This is a genomic window from Streptomyces botrytidirepellens, from assembly GCF_003721215.1.
Taxonomy (GTDB): Bacteria; Actinomycetota; Actinomycetes; order Streptomycetales; family Streptomycetaceae; genus Streptomyces; species Streptomyces himastatinicus.
This window is the reverse complement of sequence record NZ_RIBZ01000167.1, coordinates 22,268-43,259: the sequence shown is the minus strand read 5'-3', so window position 1 is coordinate 43,259 and position 20,992 is coordinate 22,268. Positions and strand designations below refer to the sequence as shown.

Here is a 20,992-nt window from a genome sequence, read left to right as displayed (position 1 = left end):
GGTGCGACTCCGTGGTGACTCAGTGGGCCATGATCGGTCCGGCGGAGGGGTCGGGCTTGCCCTTGGGCAACAGCGTCAGGCCGACCACGGCAGCCGTCGCCGCGATGGCCGCGCAGGCGAGGAACGCGCCGCCGAAGCCGTCGACCGACGCCGCCGTGCCACCCTCGAGGCTGGTGCCGGCGACGGCGGCGACCACCGCGATCCCCAGCGAAGCGCCCAGCTCATGACAGGTGTTCACCAGGCCGGAGCCCAGTCCGGCGTCGGCGTGCTCGACGCCGTGCATGGCGCTGGTGATGGCGCAGACGAAACCCGTGCCCAGTCCGAAGGCGAGCAGCAGGAAGCCGGGCAGTACCTGGGTCCATGCGTTGCCCTCCCGCTCCAGGTCGGTCAGCAGCAGCGCCCCGGCCACGGCGAGCGCCATGCCGGCGGCGGCCGTCACCCGCCAGCCCAGGCGCGCCACGGCCTGCGAAGCGAGGTGGGCGCCCAAGGTGGTGGCGATGGCGACCGGCAGGAACATCAGGCCCGTGCGCAGCGCACTGAACCGCAGGACGTGCTGGAGGTAGAACGAGCACAGGAAGAACGCCGAGATCAGCACGCCCGACGCGGCGAGCATCAGCAGGCTGCCGCCCACCATCGAGGGGCGTGCGAGGAAGGGCAGACGTACCAGGGGCGTTGCCGCGGATCGCTCCGCCAGCACGAAGAGCACGGCACCGACCACCGCGCCCAGCAGCGGGAGCCAGGCGGACGGGTCGCCGAAGCCGTGGTCGCGGGCCTGTACCAGCCCGTAGATGAGCAGGGCAGGGGTCGCCGTCATGGTCAGTGCGCCCGGTAGGTCGACCCCGGACGGTGCCTCGCCGTGGCCGTGTCCGTGCCCGTGAACGGCGACCGTCCGCTCCTTGAGCAGCGCGGGGACCGCCAGCAGCACCACGAGACCGATCGGCACGTTGACGAAGAAGATCCATTCCCAGCCGGGCCCGGACGCCAGCACCCCGCCGATCAGCACGCCGAAGGCCGCGCCGGTGCCGCCGATCGCCGCCCACACGCCCAGTGCGCGATTGCGCTCAGGGCCCTGGAACACGGTCATGACCAGGGCCATGGCCGCCGGCGACATGACGGCGGCGGCCACGCCCTGAACGGCGCGGGCGCCGATCAGCACGCCACCGCTTTCGGCCAGTCCGGAGACGAGTGAGGCGGTCGTGAAGAGCGCCAGGCCGACCAGGAACATCCGTCGTCGGCCGACGAGGTCGCCGATCCGCCCGCCGAGCAGCAGCAGGCTGCCGAAGAACAGCGTGTACGCGGTGACCACCCACGTCAACGAGCTCGGGTCGAGGGAGAGTTCGGCGCCGATCGTGGGGAGCGCGACGTTCACGACGGTCACGTCGACGATGAGCATGAACTGCGCCATGCACAGCAGCGCCAGGATCAGCCAGCGGCGCGGGTCCGGTGGGCCGTCCGCCGCCTCGCCGTGGTGGCCGTGCCCGTGGCCGTGCCCGTGGGTGCCGTGGCTTGTGGCCTCCGGCCGACTCTGCTGCGTGGTCGTCGCGTCGTGGTGTCCCGCCCCGACCGCATCGCCTTGGGTGTGACTCTCCGGGTTCACCGCAGACTCCTTAACTTGAACAATGCTGTCAGGGTTAACTTAGGGCAAGTCCAAGCGAATCTGAACACCATTGTTCAAGTTATTTGCCGGTGTGGACGACCCCTGGCCGACCCGGTGGCCGCAGGGCACGGCCCTGGCCAGGCGGCCGGGCGGGTCACCGACTGCGTGGTGCGGCGTGAAGGATGTGACATACGCTCCCACCATGTCCAGGTCGCAGAACCAAGTACGCCGAACCACCGGACCGGAACGGGGCGAACCGCGCCGACGCGCCGACGCGGAACGCAGCATCGCGGCCATCATCGCCGCCGCCATCGACTGTTTCCGCCAGGACCCGAACGTGAGCCTGACCGCGGTGGCGAAGGCGGCCGGAGTCAGCCGGGTCACGCTGTACGCGCACTTCCCGTCCCGTGAAGCACTCCTGGACGCCGTGCTGGAAGATTCCGTACAGCAGGCCGATACCGCGCTCGAGGCCCAGCGGCTGGACGAGGGCCCCGCGGACGAGGCGTTCTCGCGACTCGTCCGGTCCGGCTGGCACATCCTGGAGCGCCACGCCTTCCTGCTCCTGGCCTCCGAGGGTGTCATCGCCCCGGCTCGTCGCCGTAGCCACCACGAGAAGGTTCTCGCACGCGTGGAGCGGGTCCTGGTTCGCGGCCAGGAGGAAGGGGTCTTCCGCACCGACCTTCCGCTGACCTGGCTGGTGACCACGTTTTACAGCCTGCTGCACGCGGCGGCCGCCGAGGCCGACGCACGGCACCTCAAGACCAAGAGCGTCCCGGACATCCTCGACCGCACGCTGTCTTCCATCCTGCGGCCGGTCCCCACCAGCTGACGCTCCCGTGAGGGCATCTGGCCACGTTGGCCAGGGGAAAGAGCCGGTATCCCCGGGCAATACATCTTGACCCTGGGGTCAAGATACGTGTTATCGTCCGAAGGGTAAGTTGACCCATGGGTCAAAGCGACTCCACGTTCCACCCCGAGGCACTGACACCGCAGACCGCCGCGTAGCACTCCTCAGAAAGAGGTACGTCGAACATGGCATCAAGCCAGAGGAACGTCTCCGTGCACGCGGATGACACGCCTGACCGGGACGACTGGACTGAGGCGACCGAGGTGCGTCCCACATTCGTGACGCTCGCGTCGGGCGACACCGCGGGCGTGTGCACAGTGGACGGGGAGTGCTCCTGATGAGCGCGCCCGAGCGCCCCGAGGGCCGGCTCGTCGTCGATGTGTGGAGCGACATCATGTGCCCGTTCTGCTACATCGGCGACACGCTGCTCGCGCAGGCCCTGGAGAGGTTCCCCCACGGTTCCGACGTCGAGGTCCGCTACCACAGCTTCCAGCTGATGCCGCACCTGCCGACCGACCATGCCGTCGACCTCAACGAACTCCTGTCGAAGGAGCGCGGTTTCCCCAAGGCACAGGCCGAGGCGATGAACGCGCAGGTCGCCGCTCGCGCCGCGCAGATCGGGCTGGACTTCCGGCTCGACTCCGTGATCGCGACCAACACCCGCGCCGCCCACCGGCTGATCCACTTCGCCGAGAGCCAGGGCCGTCAGCACGACATGGTCCAGCGGCTCTTCCGCGCCTACTTCACCGACGGACTCAATGTCGGCGACCACGACGTCCTCGCCGGACTGGCCGCGGAGATCGGCCTCGACCGGAGTGCCGTCCACGAGGCGCTGGACAGCGGCGCGTTCGACGCCGACGTCGACGCCGATGTGCGGCAGGCCGGGCAACTCGGCATCGGCGGAGTCCCGTTCTTCGTCTTCGACGGTCAGTACGCCGTATCCGGTGCCCAGCCGGTCGAGGCGTTCCTGCGGGCACTCGACGTCGCCTGGAAGGGCAAATTCACCAAGAGCGCATGAGCAGCGGGCGTCCCTACCGCGCTGGTGTATCCGTTGCCCTTCGGTTGTTCGCCGACTGGGTGGCACGGGTGGGGGCTCGTTGTCGTGTCGTTCCTGCTGCGTGCGGCGAGCGTTGGTGAGTTGCCCGATGACGAGGACGGTCAGGCCGCATCCGGCGATGATCCACCAGGCTGGGCGTGCTGCGGCGGTGTAGGTGTCGGCGTACGCGGTGGGGTCGATGCGGGAGGCGAGGACGGCGCCGATCACGGCGACTCCGAGGACGCTGCCGGTCTGCCGGAAGGTGGAGGCGAGGGACGAGGCGACGCCGGCCTGGGAGACGGGCATGCCGGAGACGGCGGTGTTGGTGATGGGGGCGTTGACGAAGCCGAAGCCGCGTCCGAACAGTGCGCAGCCCAGGATCAGGGACCAGGTGTGGGTCTGCCCGTCGAAGGCGGCGAACAGGGTGCCGCTGGAGGTGATGGCGATGCCTGCCACGAGGAGAGGGCGTCGGGGTCCGTGCCGTGCGACGAGTCGGCCCGACACCATGCTCGCCCGGACCGGCAAAGCCTTCGCCGCGACCTCCGCGATCGAACTGACCGGCGCCACCGCCACCCTCGACCTCGCCCTCGTGTGGCACGTCGACGAAGCGACGCCTGCTGTGCGTGCGTTCCTGACCGCGGCCGCCGAGCAGCTCGCAAGGAACGAAGGGTGGATCTAGGGGGTGCCTCGCCGGGACCGTCGGCCGCAACACCTTCACGCGGTGCATAACACTTCCTCGGAAAGCGGCGCCGCCGCGGTGCCAGGAGACGAAGCCCGGCGCTGGAGGCGACTTTGGAGAGCCGTCCGCGTCGCAGAAGGGACCAGATCCCTTCGACGGGGTTGAGGTCGGGCGCGTGGCGGCGGCCAATACGAGGTCAACCTCGCTAATTGTTGGGATGGGACAATCTCTCGCTTTCGAATGGGTCGACTCCCGCCCTGATATCCCTTCTGAACACTGACATGATCTCCATGAGGCAAGTCAGGCACTATGTAGCATCTACACAATTCAAGGAGGCTCGCGTGACCCGTAACGGTCGTGTGCTGGTGACGGGCGTCGGTGCGATGACCCCGCTGGGAGCCGATGCGCCGTCCTCGTGGTCGGGGCTGCTGGACGGTAAGTCCGGGGTGCGTTTCCTGGAGGAGGAGTGGGCCGCGGACCTGCCCGTGCACGTTGCGGCCGGGCTCACGGTGGACCCTGCCTCCCTGCTTCCGAGGACCGAGGCCAGGAAGCTGGACCGCGGTGAGCAGGTCGCCATCCTCAGTGCGCGCGAAGCCTGGCAGGACGCCGATGCTCCGCAGGTCGAGCCGGAACGATTCGCCGTCGTCATTGGTACGGGGACCGGTGGCGTCCTCACCACGCTGGGGCAGGACGACGTCTTCGAACGCGCCGGGATTCGCCGGCTGTCGCCGTTCGCGGTCCCCATGCTGATGCCCAACGGGCCGGCTGCTCGGGTGAGCATGGACCTGGGTGCGAAGGGAGGCGCCAGGACTCCGGTGAGTGCCTGCGCGTCCGGGGCAGAGGCCCTCGCCCTGGGGCAGGATCTGATCCGCAGCGGGCGGGCGGACGTGGTCGTCGCAGGTGGGGTGGAGGCATGCCTGCACCCCTTCACCATCGCGGCATTCGCCCAGATGAAGGCCCTGTCGACGCAGTCCGTGGACCCGGAGACCGTGTCCCGCCCGTTCGACGTCAAGCGGTCCGGGTTCGTCATGGGCGAGGGCGCGGGGATGATGGTGCTCGAACGCGACGAGTTCGCCCGGGCCCGTGGAGCACATGCCTACGGCACGCTGGCCGGCAGTTCCGTGAGTTCGAGCGCGAACCACATCACGGCCTCCGACGCGGAAGGCCAGGCCTTCGCCATGGAGCTGGCGCTGCGCGACGCCGGCCTGGTCCCGGCGGACATTGGGGTCGTGCACGCCCACGCCACCTCCACGGAGTCCGGTGACCTGGCAGAGGCCGAGGCGATCGACCGAGTGATCGGCAGCCATGCCGCGGTGACGGCGACGAAGTCGATGACCGGTCACATGATGGGCGCGTCCGGAACGGTTGGCGCTATGGCCGCTCTGTTCGCGCTCAAGGACGGCACGGTGCCGGCCACGCGCAACCTCGACGACCTCGACCCGCGCGTGGGGCTGGACGTGGTGCGCGGTGAGCGGCGCACCGGTCAGTGGTCTGCTGCGCTGGCCAACTCGTTCGGGTTCGGCGGACACAACGTCAGTCTCATCTTCACCACGTGACGACCGGACTGCTCCGCGTCGTGCGTTGGACGGCTGCACGAGGTCGACTTCGTTGCGGTGGCATGACCTTTCCGGATTGACGGATTTCTGATGCGGTTCCGGCGCGCATGGGTAATCATCTGCTCACCTGACGTTCGATCACGGAGGCGTACATCCATGAGGCCGACGCGTGTCGCTCTGCTCGTCGTGGCCACCGCCCTGACACCAGCCCTCCTCTTCACCGCCCCGGCGTTTGCCGGCGGTTCGGCGGCGTCGGCCACCACCACTACTGTGGCGGCCGAGGACGATCGGGTCGCCAGCGCCCGTATCCTCCACGTAGCACGGCAGAACAATGACAAGCGGGTCATTGAGGAGGCCAACAAGCTCCTCGAGAGCGACTCTCCGGACGAGTTGCGCGCCTGGCTGGACACCGGCTATCGGCTGGCCCAGGCCGAGGACGACGCCGTCTACATCGTCCGCATGCTCACGAACCCGAACATCAGCGATGCCCTCCGCGCCGCTATCAACGCAACCCTCGACGACGGCTCCCCAGAGACCCTGCGCTACTTCCGTGAGGTGGGGCAGTACGAGGTGGACGGCTAGGCCCAGCGGCGGCGCTGCCGCCCGTCCCGTCCTGCGGTAATCGGGTCAATGACTCCGTGTTTGCTGCCTGCGCACCCGATGGCGATCAGCGAGGTCCGGCGGGGAGCAGAGTGCAGGCGGCGAGATCGACGCGCAGCGCCGGGGAGGATCCCGCCCGAAACGAAAGGGCTCACGAGAGTGGCGACCATGCCCGGCAACAACACCATCAAGAACCCGGTGCTGCCTGGATTCCACCCCGACCCCAGCATCTGCCAGGCAGGCGCGGACTACTACCTGGCGTGCTCCAGCTTCGAGTACTTCCCCGGCGTACCCATCTTCCACAGTCGTGATCTGGTGCACTGGACTCAGATCGGCAACGCCCTGGACCGGCCGAGCCAACTGCGACTACCTCCGGAAGCCACGTCCTCCGGCGGGATCTACGCACCCACCCTCCGCCACCACGACGGTCGGTTCTGGCTGATCACGACGAACGTGCACGACGGCGGCCACCTGCTGGTGACCGCCACCGACCCGGCCGGCCCCTGGTCCGACCCGGTCCGGCTGCCCGGCGTCCCCGGAATCGACCCGGACCTCGCCTGGGACGACGAGGGCAACTGCTGGTGCACCTATGCCGGAGTCGGCCAGGTCCGCATCGACCCCCGCACCGGGCAGTCCTTCGGCCCACCGCGTCGGCTGTGGTCCGGCACCCCCGGTGCCAAAGCCCCGGAGGCGCCGCACCTGTACCGCATCGACGACTACTGGTACCTGCTCATCGCAGAAGGTGGCACCGAGCGCTGCCACGGCGTCTCGATCGCCCGTGGACGCATGCCCACCGGCCCGTTCGAGCCGTGCCCGGACAACCCGGTCCTGACGCACCGCGGCACGGATCACCCCATCCAGAACACCGGCCACGCGGACCTCGTCCAGGGGCCCGACGGTTCGTGGTGGATGGTGTTGCTCGGGGTGCGTCCGGGCGGTGGCACTCCCGGCTGGCACGTACTCGGCCGCGAGACGTTCCTGGCGCCGGTGAGCTGGGTCGACGGTTGGCCGGTCGTCGGCGAACTGTCGCTCGACATGTCCGCTCCTCCGTGGCCGCTTCAGCCAGGGGCCGTCGTACCGGTGCGGGATGACTTCGACCTCGGTGAGCTGGTCCCGTGCTGGGTCTCGCCGCGTCAGCGGCCCGCGGAGAACTGCACCACGAAGGAGCGGGCCGGCTGGCTGACGCTCCACGCCCGTGGGAGATCCCTCGACGATCTCGATGTGATGTTCGTCGGTCGACGCCAGCAACATCTGTCCTGCCGGGTACGTGCCCTGATCGACCCGGCGGAAGGACGCGGTGGCCTGGCCGTCCGCCTGGACGAGCAGCATCACTACGACATCGAGATGGCATCCGGCGAGGCACGCGTACTCGCCCGCATCGGTCCGCTGCACACCGTGGTGGCGACCCAGCAGGTACCCGCCGGCCCCCTGACGCTGAGGATCGAGGTGGCCGCCGCAGGGGCCGTGAACGAGGCACGTACCGGCCCTGACACCGTCTCCCTCGGCTTCGAGGAACCGGACGGCACGTTCGTCGAGCTCACGACGCTCGACGGGCGGTACCTGTCGACCGAGGTGGCCGGCGGGTTCACCGGCCGGGTCATGGGAATGTACGCCTCGGCCGGCGTCGTGCACTTCGACTGGTTCGACTACGAACCGCTCGGGCGCTGAATGCCCGTCCGGCCCGGCGGGGCCGAGGTCCGGACTACTCCGGTGCCGCACCGGTGGTCCGGCGCGGCACCAGCGTGGGGGAGAGCTTGACCTGAACCGAGGGCCGGTGGCGGTCGGTGATCCGTTCCAGGAGGAGGCGGGCCGCGTTCGCGCCGATCTCGTGGCCCGCCTGGTCGACGCTCGTCAGTGAGATCGGGCCCAACGCAGCGAACGTCGTGTTGTCATATCCGGCCACCGATATGGCGCCGGGAACGGAGAGCCCGGCCTCGGCGACCGCCTCCAGCACACCCATGGCGACGATGTCCGCTCCGGCGAAAACGGCTGTGGGCCGGTGGCGGCGCCCGAGCAGCTCCTTGGCGCCCTGATACCCGCCCTGCTGGGTGTAGCTGGTGGAAACGACGTCGATCTCGTCCGTGAGGCCGAGGGACCGCATGGCGCGCCGATAACCGTCGGCGCGCTGGGCGTTGGGCATCTCCGCGATGCGCGTCGGGTCGGTTTCGTGGTGCTCGATGTGGGCGATTCGGCGGTGCCCGAGTCCGGCGAGGTGACTGACGATCAAGGACGCCCCCGCCACGTCGTCGTCCGTCACGGTGTCGTACACCGGGGAACGCCCATGACGGCCGATGACAACGGTCGGTACGACGGACGCGACGTGTTGCAGACGGGCGCTGGATGACACGGGCGCAACCAGGACGATGCCGTCCATGCCACGGTCGATCATGGCCTCGGTGACGCGCGCCTCCTCCTTCTCCCCGTTGCAGCCCGGCCCCAAGAAGACCTGGTAGTCGGTGCCCTGAAGGCGGCTGGTGATCCCGTCGAGGATCTCGGGGAAGAAGGGATTGCGGATGTCGGGCAGCATGACGCCGATGGTGTACGTCTGACCGCGCAGGCCCCTCGCCGCCGCGTACGGCCGGTAGCCCAGCTCGTCGATCGCCCGGCGGACTCTGGTGCGCATCTCGGGGCTGGCGCCGTAGGCGTTGCGGAGCACTTTCGAGACGGCGGTCGTGGATACCTGGGCGTGACGGGCGACGTCGACGATGGTGACGCGGCGAGGTGGTGCTGGCGGCTCCATCCCGCTCCCTCCGGCGGCGTGGGAAACGTTTCCGCGAAGTGTACGGAGAAGAGTACGGACGAATCCTGTCCCGCCGTCAGGTGCGTCGGGCGCCCCGGCGGCCCGAGGAAGGCGCGGCAGCACAACCACGCGCAGAGCAAGGCACCTTGACGTCACGAAGGAGGCTCTCTAAGGTCTGGCCACCACCTTTGGAAAACGTTACCCACGGCCTTGGCGGGATCACCCATTCCCGTGCCAGGCCGTCGAACGGCTCGCCTCATCCAAGCGACCCAACCCTGACCAGGCAGCAATTGAAACGTTCCAATAGCGGGGTCGGTCACAAGGCTCGACTCCTGACCGCTTGCCGAAAACCGAAGGGACGACGGCGTGAGCGACGAAGCACACATGTCGGATGGCGCGAACTCCGATACCCAGCAAGGCGGCCATCCCGAGAAGCACGTGACCGGAGTCGGCCGGCGTACCGTGCTCGTGGCGGGGGCGGCCGCGCTGCCCGTAGTGGCGGGCGGCGTGGGTGGGGGATCCACCGCGCAGGCGGCATCGACGCGTCGTACCGGCCGTACCGCGGTGTACGGGCTGACCGTGGAGCACCGCACGGATCCGCTCGGCGTGGACTCTGCCCGGCCGCGCTTCGGATGGCGCATGCGGTCCACCGCCCGCGGGCGGAGCCAAGGCTCCTACCGCGTCATCGTGGCGAGTTCACCGGACAAGCTGGCCGGTGGTCGTGCGGACGTCTGGGACAGCGGTCGCGTCCGTTCCTCCGAGTCGGTGGCCGTCCGCCATGCGGGCAGGGGGCTGATGGCCTCGACTCGCTACCACTGGACCGTCACTGTCTGGGACGCCGAAGGCCGTCTGGTCGGCAGCGCACCTCCGACCTCGTTCGAGACCGGTCTCATGAGCACCGACGGCGTCGCCGGATGGGACGGTGCCCAGTGGATCGGGATGAAGGGGAAGGCTCCCCATTCCCCTGGAGCGCCGATGCTGCGGAGAGAGACGCTCCTCGGAGCGGGAGGTTCAGGAAAGGGCCGGGCCCGGGTCCGTGAAGCGCGGCTGTATGTCTCCGCCCTCGGGGTGTACGACGCCTACGTCAACGGGCAGCACGTCACCGTCGCGCAGGACGGCGGCACCACGATCGAGCTGCTGCCCCCGGGCTGGACGAACTACGACGTACGTGTCAACTACATGACCTACGACGTCACGGGCCTCGTGGCGGACGAGCCGGTCGTGACCCTGGCGGCCGTCCTGGGCAATGGCTGGTACAACGGCCGTATCTCCGACGGCAGTACCTATTACGCCAAGGACGGCAACGCCCTGGCGCTCAAGGCCAAGCTGCTGATCCGGTACGCCGACGGGACATCGCAGTCCCTCGTCACCGGGCCGGACGACGGCTGGAAGGCGACCGACACCGGCCCGTACCGGGCCGACGACATCTACGACGGCCAGACCTACGACGCCCGCAAGGAGCTGGACGGCTGGACGACGGGCGGATTCGACGACACCACCTGGTCGGATGTGGAACGCATTGCGTTCGAGGCCGAGTACCCCAAGGCACGGCTGCTGGCCTATCCGGCCGAGACGGCACGCCTGATGCCACGGTGGGACCGTCGTCCGCAGTCCATCACGGTCGCCACCGGAGTGGCCGGACAGGACAGCAGCTCCAACGGCGAAGGGCGCATCGTCGTCGACCCCGACCGGACGGTGGCCGACCCGCGCGAAGCGGCCTCCGCTTCCGTCACGATCGGCGTCGGTGACACCGCCGTCTTCGACCTGGGCCAGAACATGGTGGGAGTGGCCCGATACGGTCTGCGCGGCCCGGCCGGAGCGCGGGTCGAGTTCGCGTTCGCCGAGATGCTCAACGACAGCAGCGCCGGTGCCGACGGGCCCGAGGGCTCGGTCTACCGGGCCAACCTGCGCACGGCCAAAGCCACCAGCACGTACATTCTCAAGGGCGATCCACGCGGGGAGACCCACCAGGACTCCCTGACCTTCTACGGTTTCCGGTACGTGTCCGTCACCGCGACCGACACCGTCACGATCACCGGCCTGACCGGCAAGGTGGCCACCTCCGCGGTCCGCGACATCGGCACCGTCACCACGAACGACCCGCAGGTCAACCAGCTGATCAGCAACATCCGCTGGGGGCAGCGCGGCAACTACCTGTGGGTGCCCACCGACTGCCCGCAACGTGACGAACGCCTGGGCTGGACCGGCGACACACAGGTGTTCGCCGCCACCGGCCTGTACAACGCGGACGCCGCCCCCTTCCTCAGCCACTTCCAGGGCACCGTCGTCGATTCCCAGACCGTCTACGGCGTGGACGAGGCTCAGTTCACGGGGGTCGCCCCCGGGGGCCGGTTCAACTTCCCCGACGGGGGCAGTGGGTGGGCGGACTGTGGTGTGATCCTCCCGTGGACCGTGTGGCAGATGACCGGCGACCCGGCCGTCGTCGAGCGCAGCTGGCCTGCGATGACCCGCTACCTGGACTGGATCCAGGAGCGGACCGGCGACACCTACGCAGGTCAGGGGTCGCTCACCGGGGACTGGCTGGCGCCGCAGAAGACCAGTGCCCAGCTCATGAGCGACGTTTACTACGGCTATGTCGCGCGGTTGATGGCACGGATGGCTCGCGCCATCAACCGGCCGGCCGAGGCCGCGACGTACGAGAGGCTCTTCGGCCGCATCAAGCGGGCCTTCATCGCCACATACCTCAAGGCCGAGGGCGGTCGGCTCACGGTGAAGTCCAGCCTCGGCGAGGCCTCCCCGATCGAACCGGGCGCGGACCCCGAGCAGAAGACCGAGGACAACAGCCAGACGGCACTGCTGTGGGTCCTCAAGCTCGGCTTCTACGACACGGAGTCCCAGCGCCGCACCCTCGTCGGGCTGTTGGCCGACAACATCGGCAACGACGCCGCCTACAAGGCGGCGCACCCGGACAGCAGCCGGGTCACGTACGCCGAGAACACGCTGTCCGTCGGCTTCCTCGGCGTCAACGTCCTCGCCCCCGTCCTCACCGATGAGGGCCGTTCGGACCTGGCGTACAAGCTGCTGCACCAGGACGCGCTGCCGTCCTGGCTGTTCTCGGTGAAGAACGGCGCCACCACCGTCTGGGAGCGCTGGAACTCGTACTCCGAGGACGCCGGCTTCGGCCCGGTCAGCATGAACTCCTTCAACCACTACGCGTACGGAGCGATCATGGAGTGGATGTACGCGTACATGGCCGGCATCGCACGCGACCCCGACAGCCCCGGCTTCAAACACTTCCTCCTACGGCCTCACCTCGATCCCACCGGCAGGATCACGCATGTGTCGGGCTCGCACGAGTCACCGTACGGCGAGATCAGCAGCGAGTGGAGGACCGGCGACGGAGGCAGGGCTCTGGTGTATGACGCGGTCGTGCCGGCCAACAGCGAGGCGACACTGCGCCTGCCGGCCATCTCCGCCACGTCCGTCCGTGAAGCGCGGACCCCGCTGGCACACGTGGAGGGAGTACGGTTTCTCGGTCACGCGGACGGCGTGGCGTCGTACCGGCTGCCGTCCGGTCGGTACCGCCTGACGAGTACGCTGCGCTGACGTCCGGCTCCCGTGCACCACCAGCGGGGACCGGTGCGGTGTTTTGGGCGGTTTTGGGGTACTCCCCATGTAGAGAGGGGTTCCTTGTGAGACGAGGCAACCGCCATGGAACAAGTGGTCACCGTGGGCCTCGACGGTTCGTCCGAGAGCCTGGCCGCCGCTCGCTGGGCTGCCGGCGAGGCGGAGCGGCGTGAACTGGAGTTGCGTCTGACGCATGCGTGGATCCTGCTGTCACCGCCCACTCCCGACAGTCCCGCGGCGGACGAGCAGAACTACTGGGCGCAGCGGATCGTGCACGAAGCGCACACAGAACTGTCCGGCCTCCATCCGCGACTGACCATCACGGAGGATTTGGTCGCGGACGACGCCGAGACGGCCCTGCTCGACGCGGCCGCGCGGTCGCGGATGCTGGTGCTCGGTTCCCGGGGGCTGGACCGGGTGGCGAGCTTCTTCCTGGGCGACATCGGATTGCAGGTCGTCGGCCGGGCGGAGCGGGCCGTGGTGCTGGTGCGCGGGGACCGGGCGGCGGAGGAACGCCAGCGGCATGTGGTCGTGGGCCTGAGCCTGCACGGTCCCCAGGACAACCTCCTCGAGTTCGCCTACGTCACCGCCTTCACCCGTGGTGTCCCGCTGCACGCCGTCCACGGAAGAAAGCCCGGCCAGGCGTACCCCGCCGCCCGCGGCGCGGAGGCCGACGTGGCCCGGGACCTCGCGGAGCAGGCGCGACAGGAACTCGACGAGGTGCTGCGGCCGTGGCGCGAGAAGTTTCCCCGGGTGAGGGTCATCGACGAAATCCGGCTGGAGAGCCCCGCCCAGGCTGTGGTACGGGCCGCGGCCGACAGTGATCTGCTGACGGTGGGACGGCGAAAACACCCACCCACCCTCGGCCCCCGCCTTGGCCCCGTCGTGCAGGCGGCCGTGCACCACGCCGCCTGTCCGGTCGCCGTGGTTCCTCATGAATGACGGTGGGGCAACCGCCCGTCCGCGGCGCCGCGCTGCGCCGTGTCGGCGACGCGCGAGCTGAGACGCCGGGTGGAACCGACGAGAGGAGGAGAGGTCCTGTGCCTGAGACTCCGCACATCGTGAGCGATGTGATGACGCGAACGGTCGTCGCGGTCGGACGGGACGCGCCGTTCAAGGAAATCGTGCAGACCCTGGGCCAGTGGCGTGTGAGCGCCATGCCGGTGCTGGAGGGCGAAGGGCGGGTGGTCGGAGTCGTCTCCGAGGCGGACCTACTGCCCAAGGAGGAGCTCCGGGACAGCGATCCGGATCGTTTCGAGCAGATGCGGCGTCTGCCCGACCTCGCGAAGGCGAGGGCGGTGACGGCGGAGGAGCTGATGAGCACCCCGGCGGTGACCGTGCACACCGACGCCACCCTGGCCGAGGCGGCACGGATCATGGCCGTCAGGCGGGTCAAGCGGCTGCCCGTGGTCGACGCCGAAGGGAAGTTGCAGGGCATCGTCAGCCGGGGCGATCTGCTGAAGGTCTTCCTCCGGCCGGACGAGGACATCGCGGAGGAGGTCCGCCGCACGGTGGTGTCCTGTCTCTTCCCCGGGCACGGACATGCCGTCCACGTGCGGGTGAACGAGGGCGTGGTCACCCTCAGCGGAGAGCTGCACGACACCGCTCTGATTCCGGTGGCCGCGCGCCTTGCCCGGACCGTGGAGGGTGTCGTGGATGTCGAATGCCACTTCAGGGCCCCTGGACACGCTGGGGCGGAGAGTCCGTCCTGAAAGCGCGGCTTTCGCGACCGCGCGAGCGGGCTACGGCGCGATGGCCGGCGTGGGTGCGGCTGTTGGCCTGGCCCGCCAGCAGGACCCGCGGCGCCCCCTGGCCCTGGAGCTGGTAGGCGATGCGGGTTCCGTCCGGTGTCATGGCGTACGTCATCGGTACCGGCCCGGCCCTCAGACACCTGCTGCCACCGCGGCGCCCAGTCCCAGCAGGACGACGCCGGTGGTCACGCTGATTCCCCGCAGGACGGTCGGCTGCGATACCAGGGCGCGCCCTCGGCCGACGGCCCAGGTGAGCAACATGTACCAGGAGGCGCTGACGAGCGCCCACAGGGCTCCCAGGGCGACGGTTGACAGGAACACCGGGCCTTTCGAGGTCACGAACTGGGGCAGCACGGAGACGGCGAACACGCCCGCCTTGGGGTTGCCGAGGTTGGTGATCAGGCCGGTGAGGTATCCGCCCGCGAAGCCGGTGCTGCGCCCGCCCTCGTGGGGCGGGCGGGTGGAGACGGTGGTGGTGAGCGCGGTCCGTAGCGTCTTCACCCCGAGGATCATCAGCACGATGCCGCCTGCGATCCGGAGCACCGCGTACGCGGTGGGGCTGGCCAGCAGGACGGCGGACAGCCCGGCCGCGGCGGCTGTGGACCACAGCAGGAAGCCGCTGGCATTGCCCGCGAGCGTGCCTCGGAGCGTACGTTGGCCGCCTTCCAGAACCTGCCGGATCATCAGGGCTTGACTCGCGCCTGGCAGCATCGCCAGCAGCAGGGTGGTGGCGATGAAAACGGGCACATGCGTGGGCATGGGAAAAGAACCCCTTCCGGGGATTGCGGCCGACGGGTGTACCACCAGGCTTCCTGTCTCGCGCCCCTAAGAGAAGTTAAAAGAGAAGGGTGCAGCGTTAGGATGAGTGAATGCTGGTGGATCCCGGACAGCTGCGGCTTCTCGCGTTGATCGAGCGCCACGGCTCCCTGACGGCGGCGGCTCACGCACTCCAACTCACGCCCGCGGCGGTCACCCAGCAGGTGGCCAAGGCCGAGCGCGACTGGCAGGTGCCCCTGGTCATCCGTGGTCCTCGCGGAGCAACGCTCACCGCGGCCGGTGCGCTGCTCGCCTCCCACGGTCGAACTGTGGAGGAGGCATCGGACAGGGCCGAGGCGGAACTGGCCGCACTGCTCGGCCACCTGTCGCTCCGTCTGCGGATCGGGACGTTCCAGGCGGCCGCCCTGCACCTGCTGCCGCCGGCCCTGACGACTCTGCGACACCGCCATCCGGACGCCGACGTCTCCGTCATTGACGTGGTGTCCGGACGCGGAGCGGACGAGATCAGCGCGGGGCGCCTGGACGTGGTCATCGTCGCGTCCTGGGGCACGCCGCTCGCGCCGCCCCCACACGTACGGGCCCACTCGCTCCTGTTGGACCCGATGGTCGTGGTTCTCCCTGATGACCATCCACTGGCCACCGGGCAGCCCGCGGACACCGAACTTCACCTGGAACAACTGCGCGACGAATCGTGGGTTTCCATCCTGGCCGGCCATGCCGCCCGCGAACAGTTCCACGACGCTGCCCGCGAGGCCGGCTTCACTCCCACCGTGCGGTTCGAGACCGAGTCCTACGACGTCGCCCAGGCCCTCGTCGGTACAGGCATCGCAGTGGCCCTGGTCTCGCGCCTGGCCCTGACCCATGCGCCTGGCACCACCCATCGCGAACTGGCCCACCCCAGGCCCTATCGCCACCTCTACGCCGTGACCAAAACCGACGCCAGCCTCACACCACTCGCAGACATGCTCATCGACCTGCTACGTGACGTCGCCCGCGACATCACCGCGACCTGGGAAGCTCCCCTGCAAGAAAAACAACGCTCATCGAACTCACCGCACGGAGCCTGAAAAGCCCCTGGTTCTGGATCGACACGCCTGGTCCGGAGCGGCCGGCCCCGCCGTAGCCGGAGCCCCGGGGTTGTCGAAGCGCAGGGTGTTGACGCGGGCAAGGGCGACGGCTGAGCCGTGAATCGGTCACCCAATGTACCCCGTGGGGGTTTTCTTCCCGTGTTGCTGAACGGTCGCCAGGCCCTCCACGTACTAAGGACGCTAGTAGTCGGCACGTGGCTGCGCCACGCCAACAGGACGTTGATTCGAGAGGGTGGCAGCGAGTGGCAATGGGAAATACGGCATTGAGTTCGGCCATAGCGCTGATTGCGGCGCTTGTGGCCGCCGTCAGCCTGGTCCGGCTGGCCACCGCCGGCGGTGGGACACGGTTCGCGGCATCCGGTGATCTGCTGATGGGGCTGTGCATGGCCTTCATGGCCCTTCCCGCGACGGCGGCTTGGTATGGGGCGCACGGCATCTGGTGGGCCTCTCTGTTCGCCGTCCTCGGCCTGGGGGGCATGGTGATGGCTGTCCACCACACGAGGACAGGCGGCTGGAAGCAGGGCCGCCAGTGGACGCATCTCATCATCGGCAGTGCCGGCATGGTGATCATGACCCTCGCCATGACGAGTACTCCTTCCGGCCCCGTGCTCGCCCTGGGTGGCTCCATGGCAGGCATGCCCGGCATGGAGAACACGCACGGCATGGAGGCGATGCCTGGGATGGAGGGAATGGAAGGAATGGAAGGAATGGAAGGGATGAGCATGCCGGGCATGACGGGTGCCTCAGCCGACGCCGCCTCCTCGGCGGAATCCTCTTCCCTGTGGCGGGGCGTTGTCATGGCGCTCGCCGTGTACTTCCTGCTGTCCATCGCCGCATCCGTGTGGACGCGAGTCCACGGCACCGAACGGTCGACACACGTGGCGGGCCGCGAAGCCGACTGGCATCGCTCCTGGGCCCGCTGGTTGCTGGCCATGCCGGACGCGATCGTCGTCTTCCTCGCCTCGCTGACCCTCTCCGTCTGGGACAAGGCTCGGCTCGCTCGCAAGACCGGCTCTGCCGCAGACGCTGAAGGCCGGCACCGGCCCCAGCGCCGACGCCGCCGTATCGGCGCCTCGCCGGATGCGGCGCTTGCCGCTCACCTCGGCATGGGAGCGACCATGTCGGCCATGCTGCTGATGATGGCCGTATAACGGGGCGCGCCGGCTTGGTCATGGACGCATGAGGCGCCCTTGGGGTGCGTTGGCGGGGTTGCGGATACTGGGCGTATGCGTATCGACTTTGATCCTGAGACCGTGGGCCGTAATCCCTTCTACAAGCTGCTGACCTCGGTCGTCGTGCCCCGGCCCATCGCTTGGGTGTCCACCATCAACCCGGACAGTCTCACAGCGAACCTGGCGCCTGCGAAGTTCTGAGGAGCGGTATCGAGGACCTGGACGTTAGTCCAGGTCAGAGGCGTGAGGCGACAGTTCCCGGCGATGGCCACTCCATATGCGCATCGATCCCGCGGGTGCGCAGCAGGCGAGCAGGTGCGGGTATACGGGCGAAGACTTGGGGGCCGGCGGCCCCTCCCGGGCCGCGTCCTGCCCGTCCAGGAGTAACCTCCGCGGACGCGAGGCCGGCCTCGGCCACCCAGGACGGGGGCTGGCCGAACCCAGTAGCCGCCGCGGTGGCGGACGGTGGGCCGACCACCGCCGGACCCAGACGAGGTGGGCTGGGACGGTGTCGGTGGACTCCACCGTCTGCCGGGCTCACCACCATGCAACCGGAGCCAGGAAAAAGGGGTGCCGGAGCCCGGCGCTGACCCGGTGCGGTCAGAGGCTGAAGATCCGTCGTGCGTTGCCGGACAGAAACAGCTCGGTGGCCTCCTCGTCCAAGCCCAATTCACCGAGATGTTCCAGCGCCTTCACAGGGGTGATCATCGGGTAGTTCGTGCCGAACAACACCTTGCTACGGCCCCGCCCGCGCAGGTAGTCGACCAGCTCGTGCGGGTAGCGGCGAGCGGTGTAGGCGCTGGTGTCGATGTAGACGTTGGCGTGCTTGTCGGCCACCGCGATCATCTCCGTGGTCCACGGGTAGCCGATGTGTCCGCACACGATGGTCAGCTCGGGGAAGTCGAGAGCGATCTGGTCGATGTAGGGGATGGGGCGACCGGTCTCGGACGGGCGCAGCGGGCCGGTGTGCCCGACCTGGGTGCAGAAGGGGATGCCGAGGTCGACGCAGGCGGCGTACAACGGGTAGTACAGCCGGTCGGTAGGCGGGAGCTGCCACAGCCAGGGCACGATCCGAAGGGCCACGAAGCCGAGTTCCTGTACGGCACGGCGCAATTCCCCCACGGCCTGGACTGGCCGGGTGATATCCGCACCGGCCACTCCGCGCAGCCGTCCCTCGGACTGTGCGACGAACCCAGCCACTTCGTCATTGCTGATCAGGGGCCCTTGGGGTCCGTACCAGGACGCCGACAGCCCGAGCTCGACATTGGCCGCGGCCATCGCGGCCACCGTGGCCTTGACCGGCAACGGCTCCTCCAGCAGCCCCCGCCCCGTCCACCGGCGCAACGACTCGAACATCTCGTGGTTGGAGTGACGGAGCGTGGGGTGCTGCATCCACGCATCGATGACCGGCACAGGCTCCCTGCCTCTCTCCTGGCGCTGCCGGTTGGACTGCACCGGAAGCAGCTAAGCGATCGCTCACCGCGACCCTAGCCACTACGAGTCGTCGACGGACACCCTCGAGTACCACTGCCTCGGCCATCGGGGAGAGAGGCTCCAGGGGCGCCGAGTTCTGTGCCGCTTGCTCACCCGCAGTCCTTCTCCAGCTCTTCGAGGATGCGGTTGGAGATCTGGGCGAGCATGGCGAGCTCTGCCGGGCTGAGCGGGTCGATGAACAGGCGGCGGACTGAAAAACTCGGCCGCGCGGTGCGCACGATCTTCGCCTGCGGCCACCTTGCCGGCCCCGCCCTGCGCCGCGAGATCCACAGCGGCCACCGAAGCCCTGGCCGGACCCGGCGCCCTACCGAACACCGCTACGACGCCGGGTCCGGCCGAGCAGCGTGTCTTCCCGGGGTCACGACAAGGCGAGTTCTCCGGTTCGGTCGACGAAGCGTCCGGAGCCGGAGCCGGGCTTTTCGGTGGCGAGGCCGACGATCGCGTCCGTACCTTCGGTGACGGTCTGGGGGCCGCTGTGGCCGTTGAGGTCGGTCGCCGTGTAGCCGGGATCGGCGGCGTTGATGCGGATATCCGTCAGCGCTTTGGCGTATTGGGTGGTCAGCATCGTGAGCGCCGCCTTCGAGGCGCTGTAGAGCGGTGCGATGGCGGAAGACTCGACCCGCGACGGGTCGTGGGTGATGGCGAGTGAGCCCATCCCGCTGCTGACATTGACGATGACCGGGTCTGATGACCTGCGCAGCAGCGGCAGGAACGCGGTGGTCGTCCGGACCACACCGGCGAGGTTGACGTCGAAGACACCGAGGGCGTCGGTACCGGTCAGGGTGCTGGGATCACCGGCGGGGCCGTGGATGCCGGCGTTGTTGATCAGAACGTCGATCGAGCCCTCGTGCCCGGCGACATCCGCGGCCGCGGCGGTGACGGACGCGTCGTCGGTCACGTCGATGGGGACGAACCGCGCGCCGAGGGTGGCGGCTGCCTCCGCGCCCTGTTCAGGGTTGCGGGCTCCGACCAGCACGGTGTGACCGAGTTCGATGAGGCGGCGGGCGGTCTCGCGGCCAAGCCCCTTGTTGGCTCCGGTGATGAAGATGATCGTCATGCCGTCATCGTTCGTCAACCGTGGCACCCCTGCCAGGGACGCCTCAACGGTAGGAGCAGCAGTACCACCCTCGACACCACCCTCGATGACCGAGGTGCAGGAAGATGGGCATCATGACGACGACACCCGGGGCCGGGCTAGGGGCGATGATCCGTACGTGGCGGAATCGGCTGCCCCCGTCGGCCGCGGCGCTGCCGGTGGGCCGGGCACGCCGCGCGGTCGGGCTGCGCCGCGAGGAGCTCGCCGACCTCGCCGGTGTGTCGGTCGACTATGTCGTGCGCCTGGAGCAAGGGCGGGCCACGACGCCCTCGGCGCCGGTGGTGGCGTCGTTGGCGCGCGCCCTACAGCTGTCCACCGCCGAGCGGGATCATCTGTACCGGCTGGCCCACCTCGTCCCGCCGGCGGACGGCGCGATCTCCGACCACATCCCACCCGGCGTTCACCGGGTGCTCACCCGGCTCGGGGACGCCGCGGTCGCCGTGTTCGCGGCGGACTGGCAGCTGATCTGGTGGAACCGCAGTTGGGCCGGGCTGCTGGGCGATGCCTCACCGGTGCCACCGCAACTGCGCAATTTCGCCCGCGAGAGGTTCCCGGTGGGGGGTGCAGGTCCTGTTCGCCTCGGGCTATGGCCCGTGACCGAACTGGACAGGGACGCCACTGACGCCGCCGTCGTGTCCGACCTGCGCCGCGCCACCGGCCGCTTCCCTCACGACACGCGCCTGGCAGAGCTGATCCGCGTATTGCGCGCGGGCAACCGGCGGTTCGCCGAACTGTGGGCGATCGGTACGGTGGCCGCTCACCGTGAGGACCATAAAACGATCGAGCACCCCTCGGTGGGGCCGGTCACAGTGGACTGCGATGTGCTGACCGACGGTGACTCCGAACTCAAGATTGTGATCATGACTGCCGTGCCCGGCAGCGCGGACGAGACCAAGGTGCAGCTCGCCGCGATCGCTGGTTCACCGGACACCACGAACAGCCCGCACACACGCCGGTAGGCGGGGTCAGAC

The 20,992-nt window shown here is 69.0% G+C and carries 17 protein-coding genes and 2 pseudogenes; 12 read left to right on the top strand and 7 right to left on the bottom strand.

All coding sequences use genetic code 11. The features are described 5' to 3' along the window. Window positions 1-19: 19 nt before the first annotated feature. Complete coding sequence (locus EEJ42_RS12710) at window positions 20-1,597, bottom strand: MFS transporter (RefSeq protein WP_342778280.1); 1,578 nt, start codon at window positions 1,595-1,597, stop codon at window positions 20-22. A gap of 202 nt (window positions 1,598-1,799) precedes the next feature. On the opposite strand from EEJ42_RS12710, the gene EEJ42_RS12705 reads away from it, so the two are divergent. Beyond that, window positions 1,800-2,426: a TetR/AcrR family transcriptional regulator gene (locus EEJ42_RS12705; protein WP_246096411.1), complete on the top strand. Its 627-nt coding sequence runs from the start codon at window positions 1,800-1,802 to the stop codon at window positions 2,424-2,426. Between the two features lie 355 nt (window positions 2,427-2,781). Further along, window positions 2,782-3,462 (top strand): DsbA family oxidoreductase, encoded by a 681-nt coding sequence (locus EEJ42_RS12700; RefSeq protein ID WP_123100049.1) that lies wholly within the window; start codon window positions 2,782-2,784, stop codon window positions 3,460-3,462. Between the two features lie 105 nt (window positions 3,463-3,567). Here EEJ42_RS12700 and EEJ42_RS12695 read toward each other — a convergent pair. Continuing rightward, window positions 3,568-3,984: pseudogene (locus EEJ42_RS12695) on the bottom strand (MFS transporter); the annotation flags it as partial. Window positions 3,985-4,449: 465 nt separating this feature from the next. Between EEJ42_RS12695 and EEJ42_RS12685 the strand changes: the two are divergent. The 3 genes from EEJ42_RS12685 (at window position 4,450) to EEJ42_RS12675 (ending at window position 7,983) form a co-directional block, all read left to right on the top strand. After that, the gene (locus EEJ42_RS12685) at window positions 4,450-5,715 is read left to right on the top strand and encodes a beta-ketoacyl-[acyl-carrier-protein] synthase family protein (RefSeq protein ID WP_123100058.1); all 1,266 of its coding nucleotides are present in this window, start codon (window positions 4,450-4,452) and stop codon (window positions 5,713-5,715) included. 156 nt (window positions 5,716-5,871) lie between these two features. Then, entirely contained in the window at window positions 5,872-6,297 is a 426-nt protein-coding gene (locus tag EEJ42_RS12680) for a hypothetical protein (protein WP_123100048.1), read from the top strand. A 186-nt stretch (window positions 6,298-6,483) separates the two neighbouring features. Next, on the top strand, window positions 6,484-7,983 hold the full coding sequence (locus tag EEJ42_RS12675) for a glycoside hydrolase family 43 protein (RefSeq protein ID WP_123100057.1): 1,500 nt from the start codon (window positions 6,484-6,486) through the stop codon (window positions 7,981-7,983). A 34-nt stretch (window positions 7,984-8,017) separates the two neighbouring features. Here EEJ42_RS12675 and EEJ42_RS12670 read toward each other — a convergent pair whose 3' ends face one another. Next, complete coding sequence (locus EEJ42_RS12670) at window positions 8,018-9,055, bottom strand: LacI family DNA-binding transcriptional regulator (protein WP_123100047.1); 1,038 nt, start codon at window positions 9,053-9,055, stop codon at window positions 8,018-8,020. A 384-nt stretch (window positions 9,056-9,439) separates the two neighbouring features. Between EEJ42_RS12670 and EEJ42_RS12665 the strand changes: the two genes are divergently transcribed. From EEJ42_RS12665 to EEJ42_RS12655, 3 genes are all read left to right on the top strand, one after another. Further along, a complete protein-coding gene (locus EEJ42_RS12665; RefSeq protein ID WP_246096417.1) occupies window positions 9,440-12,622 on the top strand; it encodes an alpha-L-rhamnosidase in 3,183 nt (1,060 codons plus the stop codon). 105 nt (window positions 12,623-12,727) lie between these two features. Further along, window positions 12,728-13,585: a universal stress protein gene (locus EEJ42_RS12660; RefSeq protein WP_123100046.1), complete on the top strand. Its 858-nt coding sequence runs from the start codon at window positions 12,728-12,730 to the stop codon at window positions 13,583-13,585. 98 nt (window positions 13,586-13,683) lie between these two features. Further along, window positions 13,684-14,355, top strand: coding sequence for a CBS domain-containing protein (locus tag EEJ42_RS12655; RefSeq protein ID WP_123100045.1), 672 nt, complete (start codon window positions 13,684-13,686; stop codon window positions 14,353-14,355). Between the two features lie 171 nt (window positions 14,356-14,526). On the opposite strand, the gene EEJ42_RS12645 is transcribed toward EEJ42_RS12655, so the two are convergent. Further along, window positions 14,527-15,153 carry a LysE family translocator gene (locus tag EEJ42_RS12645; RefSeq protein ID WP_123100044.1) on the bottom strand — a complete coding sequence of 209 codons (627 nt, stop codon included), beginning with the start codon at window positions 15,151-15,153 and terminating at the stop codon, window positions 14,527-14,529. 110 nt (window positions 15,154-15,263) lie between these two features. Here EEJ42_RS12645 and EEJ42_RS12640 point away from each other — a divergent pair, with 110 nt between their 5' ends. The 3 genes and pseudogenes from EEJ42_RS12640 to EEJ42_RS12630 form a co-directional block, all read left to right on the top strand. Further along, window positions 15,264-16,238 carry a LysR family transcriptional regulator gene (locus tag EEJ42_RS12640; protein WP_123100043.1) on the top strand — a complete coding sequence of 325 codons (975 nt, stop codon included), beginning with the start codon at window positions 15,264-15,266 and terminating at the stop codon, window positions 16,236-16,238. A 269-nt stretch (window positions 16,239-16,507) separates the two neighbouring features. Further along, entirely contained in the window at window positions 16,508-17,410 is a 903-nt protein-coding gene (locus EEJ42_RS12635) for a DUF5134 domain-containing protein (RefSeq protein WP_123100042.1), read from the top strand. Between the two features lie 75 nt (window positions 17,411-17,485). Beyond that, window positions 17,486-17,629: pseudogene (locus EEJ42_RS12630) on the top strand (flavin reductase family protein); the annotation flags it as partial. A gap of 402 nt (window positions 17,630-18,031) precedes the next feature. On the opposite strand, the gene EEJ42_RS12620 reads toward EEJ42_RS12630, so the two are convergent. The 3 genes from EEJ42_RS12620 to EEJ42_RS12615 all read right to left on the bottom strand — a co-directional run bounded on the left by EEJ42_RS12620 (window position 18,032) and on the right by EEJ42_RS12615 (window position 19,982). Further along, window positions 18,032-18,823 carry an amidohydrolase family protein gene (locus EEJ42_RS12620; RefSeq protein ID WP_246096409.1) on the bottom strand — a complete coding sequence of 264 codons (792 nt, stop codon included), beginning with the start codon at window positions 18,821-18,823 and terminating at the stop codon, window positions 18,032-18,034. Window positions 18,824-19,014: 191 nt separating this feature from the next. Further along, window positions 19,015-19,143 carry a hypothetical protein gene (locus EEJ42_RS53825; protein ID WP_281291443.1) on the bottom strand — a complete coding sequence of 43 codons (129 nt, stop codon included), beginning with the start codon at window positions 19,141-19,143 and terminating at the stop codon, window positions 19,015-19,017. Between the two features lie 140 nt (window positions 19,144-19,283). Further along, on the bottom strand, window positions 19,284-19,982 hold the full coding sequence (locus EEJ42_RS12615) for an SDR family NAD(P)-dependent oxidoreductase (protein WP_123100039.1): 699 nt from the start codon (window positions 19,980-19,982) through the stop codon (window positions 19,284-19,286). 104 nt (window positions 19,983-20,086) lie between these two features. Between EEJ42_RS12615 and EEJ42_RS12610 the strand changes: the two genes are divergently transcribed. Next, window positions 20,087-20,980: a helix-turn-helix transcriptional regulator gene (locus EEJ42_RS12610; RefSeq protein ID WP_184503056.1), complete on the top strand. Its 894-nt coding sequence runs from the start codon at window positions 20,087-20,089 to the stop codon at window positions 20,978-20,980. Window positions 20,981-20,992: the final 12 nt, after the last annotated feature.